Annotated in this window: 2 protein-coding genes; one reads left to right on the top strand and one right to left on the bottom strand. The window is 71.3% G+C overall.

The window, feature by feature from the left end:
* Nucleotides 1-337 (bottom strand): TetR/AcrR family transcriptional regulator (locus tag A5713_RS26700; protein ID WP_156752050.1); only part of this gene is annotated, 337 nt, incomplete at its 3' end.
* 143 nt (nt 338-480) lie between these two features.
* Between A5713_RS26700 and A5713_RS26705 the strand changes: the two genes are divergently transcribed.
* Nucleotides 481-631 (top strand): TetR family transcriptional regulator (locus A5713_RS26705; protein WP_156752051.1); only part of this gene is annotated, 151 nt, incomplete at its 3' end.

Consider the following 631-nt stretch of genomic DNA (forward strand, 5'->3'; position numbering starts at 1 on the left):
CCAGATCGGGATACTCGCGCATGAGCCGGCCCGATTCGTCGAGCACCGCCTCGATCCGGTCGACGGCGGTCCCCGGGCGCGCGGCGGCCGCGCGCAGCCGCGGCAACGCGACGTCGGTCCGCGCCGCTATCGCGGCGTTGATCAGCTCCGCCTTGTTCGGAAAGTAGTTGTAGAGGCTGGCGCTGGTGACGTTCGCGGCCCGGGCGATCTCACGGATGGTGGCGCCCGCGTACCCGAATTCGGCCACGCAGCGCATCGCGGCGGTGATGATGCGGGCCCGGGTCTGCTCACCGTCGGCACCCACCGGCCGACCCAATTGCGGCGGCGTGACGCTCATGCGGCGGGAAGCCCGCCGCAGCTCCGTCCATCACGCACTACGCACCTCCGCGGCGAAGCCGAAACTAATCGATCACTCGATTATATTCGACCGTGTCGGGGACCGGGAGCCGGCGGACGGGACGCGCGAGTGAGGACAGCACGGTGACGCGGGCGCAACGGGGACGTCCGGTCGGCGCCAGCGGCGAGGAGACGCGGCAGCGGATCGTCGTTGCCACCATGCGCTGCGTGGCCGAATTCGGGTACGCGGGCGCCACCATCCGTGAGATCGCCCGGGCCGCGAACGGGACCCGGG

The organism is Mycobacterium sp. E2497 (assembly GCF_001668695.1).
GTDB lineage: Bacteria > Actinomycetota > Actinomycetes > Mycobacteriales > Mycobacteriaceae > Mycobacterium.